At 41.1% G+C, this 6,000-nt stretch carries 6 protein-coding genes; 1 reads left to right on the top strand and 5 read right to left on the bottom strand.

Annotated elements, in window-relative coordinates; all coding sequences use genetic code 11:
• The 5 genes from A3GE_RS0109985 to udk form a co-directional block, all read right to left on the bottom strand.
• A partial coding sequence (locus tag A3GE_RS0109985; protein ID WP_018357118.1) for a type VI secretion system Vgr family protein occupies positions 1-1,094 on the bottom strand: 1,094 nt, incomplete at its 3' end.
• A 57-nt stretch (positions 1,095-1,151) separates the two neighbouring features.
• On the bottom strand, positions 1,152-2,330 hold the full coding sequence (locus tag A3GE_RS0109980; protein ID WP_018357117.1) for a sugar transporter: 1,179 nt from the start codon (positions 2,328-2,330) through the stop codon (positions 1,152-1,154).
• Positions 2,330-3,520 carry an AsmA-like C-terminal region-containing protein gene (locus A3GE_RS0109975; protein WP_018357116.1) on the bottom strand — a complete coding sequence of 397 codons (1,191 nt, stop codon included), beginning with the start codon at positions 3,518-3,520 and terminating at the stop codon, positions 2,330-2,332. The genes A3GE_RS0109980 and A3GE_RS0109975 overlap by 1 nt, the downstream gene beginning before the upstream one ends.
• Positions 3,521-4,105: a dCTP deaminase gene (gene dcd / locus A3GE_RS0109970; RefSeq protein WP_018357115.1), complete on the bottom strand. Its 585-nt coding sequence runs from the start codon at positions 4,103-4,105 to the stop codon at positions 3,521-3,523.
• Positions 4,106-4,113: 8 nt separating this feature from the next.
• A complete protein-coding gene (udk, locus tag A3GE_RS0109965) occupies positions 4,114-4,755 on the bottom strand; it encodes a uridine kinase (protein WP_018357114.1) in 642 nt (213 codons plus the stop codon).
• A 167-nt stretch (positions 4,756-4,922) separates the two neighbouring features.
• Between udk and A3GE_RS0109960 the strand changes: the two genes are divergently transcribed.
• On the top strand, positions 4,923-5,963 hold the full coding sequence (locus A3GE_RS0109960; protein ID WP_018357113.1) for an ABC transporter substrate-binding protein: 1,041 nt from the start codon (positions 4,923-4,925) through the stop codon (positions 5,961-5,963).
• The last annotated feature ends 37 nt before the right edge of the window (positions 5,964-6,000 follow it).

Below are 6,000 nucleotides of genomic sequence, written 5' to 3'. Positions count from 1 at the left end.
CGGGGTGTTTGAGGACTACGCCAAGGTTTATGATGGGGAATCAGAAACAGCTTGTTTTCATAACGGTTNCCTTCTTCACCGGCTTCCTCTTCCATGACACCGGTTTGATAGCCTTGATGTTCCACCCGCACGATGAACCAATCTTGGTTAAAGGCGGGATTAATATGGCCTTCCAAGGTAAAACCATAACCCGGTATCACCCGCATATCATCCCCTGTGGCTTGAGCGGTTTCAGATAAGGCAAGGGCGGATTCTAAACGATAGCGACTGAAAGGACGGCCNTGTTCATCCCGTTTATATCGACCGGGGTAGTCATAGTTTTCATAGGTATGTTGAGNAGAAGAGGAAGAAACACCGTCNGAATTGACCGCACTTTGTTGATGTTCAAGGGTNTAATTCGGATTTAAAAACGTATAATCCCGTAGGGTNTGTTGATTNGTGGTGACTTTTCGACAGTATTCAAATTGCCATAGGCNNGCANNAGGGCGGTCGCCTGCCGGCGTGGCNTTATAAATCAATGTGCCTAAAATCGGCGATGCCGTACTTTGATGACCGAAGTGTAGCGCGTGACTTTCTTCTCCGTGGGAAAAATAATAATACCGGCCTTCCTCTGCCGCCAAGCGTTCAATAAAGGTCAAATCCGTTTCCCGATATTGCACACAGTATTCGCGTTCCCAATCCGACGGCAAAGGTTCAAAGGCCACATTATCCACCCGATTTTTTTGCAGCAACGTGCGGATGATTTTTTCACTGTTTTGATGTTGAAAAATACGGCTGTCTGATTGCAATNCNGCCCGNACCAACGCNGGCTCGACCACCATCTGATAAGAGGTGCGCACAAAACCGCTTTTCCCCAAACCGAAGCCCGTGACAATCCCATTGACATACCGAACCGCTTTATCACCCAGCCAAAAGGTGAAGGTCACCGGGGTATCAATCANCGNNGAAAACGACACATTTGGGTNAAAACTTGATAACTGCAACTCCAATTTAAAGGGTTCGGAAAGNCCTTCGGTCAATTTAAAACCCACCACATCAAAGTGATATTTATCGCCTGCATTGAGGGTGTAACGATAGTCGGATTGGGTTGCCATAGTTATTCCTTAATTTGAGGTTTCAAACCCGGTTAGTATAACTGAATTTGTTGTAAGTTAGGTATTTTTCTGAGAATCACGAAATTGGAAAACAATGAAAATTGCTAATCCAATGATCCCCAGTACAGCCCCGCTAAATCCGATATATTCCAATCCCACATAATTCATGATTTGACCGCCGAATAACGCTCCGGCACCAATCCCTGCATTAAATATGCCCGAATAAATTGCTGTGGCAACGTCGGTAGCGTCAGGGGCGAGTTTCAGAACGTGCATTTGTAACGCAAGCCCAATGCAGGAAATGCCTATTCCCCAAATGAAGGCAAGGATAAATATTGTAGTGGCATAGTGGGTCGAGCTTAACAACAGTGAGAGCGAGATAATAAATAATATGATTGCACTCAGAATAAATTTTTGGGGGTTAAAGCGATATAACCGATTGAAAAGTAAACTCGCACTCACACCTGACAAGCCAAATACGAGGAGAATCATTGTGGTAAGATTTGGCGCCAAATGTCCTATTTGAATCATAAAAGGCTCAATATAGGTATAGGCGGTAAAATGTGCCGAAATGATGAGCGCCGTTGTGATATAAAGCCCGATTAACAATGGGCGTTTGGCGAGAACAGGTAAGCTGGCAAGTGAACCGGTATTTTTACTTGGGAGACGGGGTAAAAGCTGAATAATTAAGAACATAGCTACTAATGCTAGGACGGCAATAATGCCGAAAGTAACCCGCCATCCGACAAGCTGACCGATTAAACGTCCGAGGGGTAAGCCTAGGATCGTGGCAAGGGAGGAGCCTATCGCCAGCATACCGAGTGCTTGAGTTTTTTTATTTTTAGAGGCGATTCGCATCACGAGGGAGGCAGTGATAGACCAAAAAATAGAATGAGCTAATGCAATACACATACGGGCAATCAGTAATACCCAAAAATTCCACGCAATCACAGAGAGGATATGTCCGATAATGAAAATCAAAAAAAGTTTAATGAGTAAACTTTTCCGCTCCATTTTTCTTGTTGCCAGCATTGCCGGTAAAGACATCACCAGTACAGTCCAAGCATAGACTGTCATCATCAGTCCGGTTTCAGCAGTTTGCATTTCAAAACTTTGAGCAATATTAGTCAATAATGCAACGGGTACAAATTCCGTAGTATTGAAAATAAAGGCGGTGCAAGCCATGATAATGACCCGCCAAGTTTGGATTTTTTCAGCTTGTTGGTAAAAAGACATTACTTCAATTTCTTCTTAATGAGATCTTTTAACTGTTTCCGAAAATCTTTATTTATTTCCAGTTTGTACTGAGGCGAATAGCAGCTATCAAAAAAGCGAATAGGGAGTTTCAGGTTTTGGTACTTTTCATTTGTTGCAGAAAGCTTGAGATTAATATCGCATTGCATGGTGTGTAAATCAATCGCACCGTTGCCTTCACCTAAAAGTACGGGTGTTTTGAGGCTGATTTTATTGACGGTTAATAAATTATTTTCAAGGCTCAATGATGAAGTAAAGGCTTGATAGGCGGTATTCATACTTTTCCCCTGTAAAAGTTCATCATTGTAATTAATCGGAAAGTACTGTGTAGCAAGATCAAGTAAATTTAACCCTAAAAGTTCCCCGTCCCGTGCATTAAAATCAAATTTTCCTTGCATTAATTCTGAATTGGAAAAAGTCAGCTGAATATTAAAATCCGTTGTGCCGGTCATTGTATTAGGAAAGCTTAATAGGGTGAGTAAGCGCTCCATAGGAAAATTTTTACCGGAAAATTTGACCGCACTTTCTTGTGCAAGACTATTGAATTTTAGCACGGCTAAACAATCAGTGGTGCAGGCCGGCTTGATGTAGGCTGCCAGTATTTTATACGGTTTAGAAAAATCAGCGTGCACTTCAATATACCCTAATGTTTGCTCATTGAGTTTTGCTTTTTCAATTTGGATTAATGATTCTTTATCTTGTCGAAGGGCAATATTTGCTTTATTAAAGGAGAAATCGAATGTTGTATTTTTTCCATAAATCGGTTTTTCAAGTTCAATAGAGATTCGATTTTCCCCGTTAAAAGAAATACTTTTTGCCAATAATTTTTTCAGTGAAAAATCTGAAAGTTGTAGAGTTATTTTCGCTGAATTGAGGGAGTTTTCACCGAATTTAGCTTGATTTATTATGAGTTGTTCAAATTTTGGCTCGCCGAGAATTAACGGTAAAAATGCCAATTTTCCCTCAATCCGTTTGAGGGACATCTCATGAAACCTCAGTTGCTCAATAGAAAAATAAGGTTGAGGAATGAGATTGAACTCAAGGGATTTTACTTGAATATTGTGTTGGGCTAATTGTTCTGTGAGTTGTGTTTTCGCTTGTTGGAGCTGGATGTAAAAAAAAGCAAAGATCGAAACAAGCACGATCAACAGGCTTATTGCGATCTTTTTCATTTATTTATCCTCATCAATGCGACTTGCCACAGCCGTTTGTTGGTTTCTATATTTCGCATCTTTACGGCGATTATAAGGGCGGGCAGCTTCACCGCTTAATACTTCAAAACTGAGCGCACCGATCACCATATTGGGGCGCAAGGCTAAAGGTAATTTACCGGAATTGTAAAATTCAAGTACGATTTTACCTTCCCAACCCGGATCAATACGGTGTGCCGTCACGTGCACCATTAATCCCAGACGGGCAAGGGAAGAGCGTCCGTCTAGCCAGCCAATGATATTTGCCGGTAATTTGACGGATTCTAACGTAGTCGCCAGTGCCAATACACCGGGATGTAGAAAAAAGGCTTCGTTGTCAGGGATGATAATTTCATCGCTCATGACCGATTCTAATTGTGCAGATACTTCTTCTTTAGGGCCGCTTAAATCAATATAAGGTGCAGAATGTTCGCGAAATACCCGGAAGGAATTGCCTAAACGGACATCAATGGTTGCACCGTTAATTTTGTCATTAGCGGGACGAGGTGTTAAAGAAATAATGCCATCATCAAGATAGCGTTCAATATCCGTATCACAAAGGCGCATAATTTCTCCTATTTCTGATTCAATAAGTGAAGAATTTGAGCTTTTAACATATTGATCGCAATGCGATTTTTACCTCCACGAGGAATCACAATATCGGCATACTGTTTAGACGGCTCAATAAATTGTAAGAACATTGGGCGCACCGTTGAGCGATATTGATCGATCACAGATTGAAGTGAACGTCCGCGCTCTTCCATATCACGTTGTAAACGGCGGATAAAACAAATATCCAACGGTGTATCCACAAACACGGAAATGTCCGCTAATTGGCGTACCCGCTCATCAGTGAGTAATAAAATACCTTCTAAAATAACGATACGTTTAGGGGTAAAGTGAGTGGTTTCAGCTGTTCGGGTATGTTCTACATAGCTATAAACGGGAATATTTACGACTTTATTGGCTTTTAAATCTTTTAAATGCTGAATGAGTAAATCGCGATCCATTGAGTTGGGGTGGTCATAATTGGTTTTTACGCGTTCGCTCATTTCTAAATGGGTTTGGTCTTTATAGTAACTATCTTCCGTAATAATACCGATTTGCTGACAGCCTAATTCGTGACAAAGTTCTTTATGAACGGTGGAGGCAATGGAACTTTTGCCTGAGGCAGAAGCACCGGTGATGGCGATGATGATACAAGATGAATCTGGCATAAATATAACCTTGGAGGCTGATAAAACTCCCTGAATTATAAAGAAAAGTGCGGTTAATTTCACCTTTATTTTACGCGATCAATTTACAAAATTGTGAGGGCAATCACGGTATTATTTTTCGTTTTCACGTAATATTTTATCGTTTTCACCCAATAGGAGTATTTGCTATGAAACTCAATAAAATTTCTCTTTCAATTTCAACCGCACTTTTAGCGGGCGGTTTAATGATGTCTTCTACAGTGAATGCCAAGGGGCGCTTGGTGGTGTACTGTAGTGCTACGAATATTTTATGTGAAACTACCACGAAAGCGTTTGGTGAAAAATATGATGTAAAAACATCGTTTATCCGCAATGGTTCGGGCAGTACCTTTGCAAAAGTGGAGGCTGAAAAAAATAATCCGCAAGCCGATGTTTGGTTCGGCGGTACCTTTGATCCACAAGCACAGGCGGCAGAATTAGGGTTGACTGAGCCTTATAAATCTAAACATATTGATGAAATTGTCGAAGCGTTCCGTGATCCTGCAAAAACGAAAGGTAATTATGTTTCCGCCATTTATATGGGGATTTTAGGTTTTGGGGTAAACACCGAACGTCTTGCTAAATTAGGAATTAAAGAAGTCCCGAAATGTTGGAAGGATTTAACGGATCCAAATTTAAAAGGTGAAATTCAAATTGCCGATCCGCAAAGTTCCGGTACAGCTTATACCGCTATTGCGACCTTTGTACAACTTTGGGGTGAGGACAAAGCTTTTGATTTCTTTAAACAATTACATCCGAATGTCTCTCAGTACACCAAATCCGGTATCGCACCGTCACGCAATGCAGCACGGGGGGAAACGGCAGTGGGTGTCGGTTTCTTACACGATTATGCATTGGAAAAACAACAAGGTGCACCATTGGAATTAATTGTACCTTGTGAAGGAACAGGCTATGAATTGGGTGGTGTGAGTATCCTTAAAGGAGCACGTAACCTTGATAATGCTAAATTATTTGTAGATTGGGCGCTTTCTAAAGAAGGGCAGGAGCTAGCATGGAAGAAAGGCGAGTCCTTGCAAATTTTAACCAATACGACAGCGGAACAATCTCCGGTGGCATTTAATCCGACTAAACTCAATTTAATCAATTATGACTTTGAGAAATACGGTGCTACAGAAGAACGTAAACGTCTTATTGAAAAATGGGTTCAAGATATTAAATTAGCGAAATAATATTCTTGTGCGATTGAAAATTACGGCACTATATCGC

This window comes from Rodentibacter pneumotropicus DSM 21403 (genome assembly GCF_000379905.1).
Taxonomy (GTDB): Bacteria; Pseudomonadota; Gammaproteobacteria; order Enterobacterales; family Pasteurellaceae; genus Rodentibacter; species Rodentibacter pneumotropicus.
This window is presented reverse-complemented; position numbering and strand designations above follow the sequence as displayed.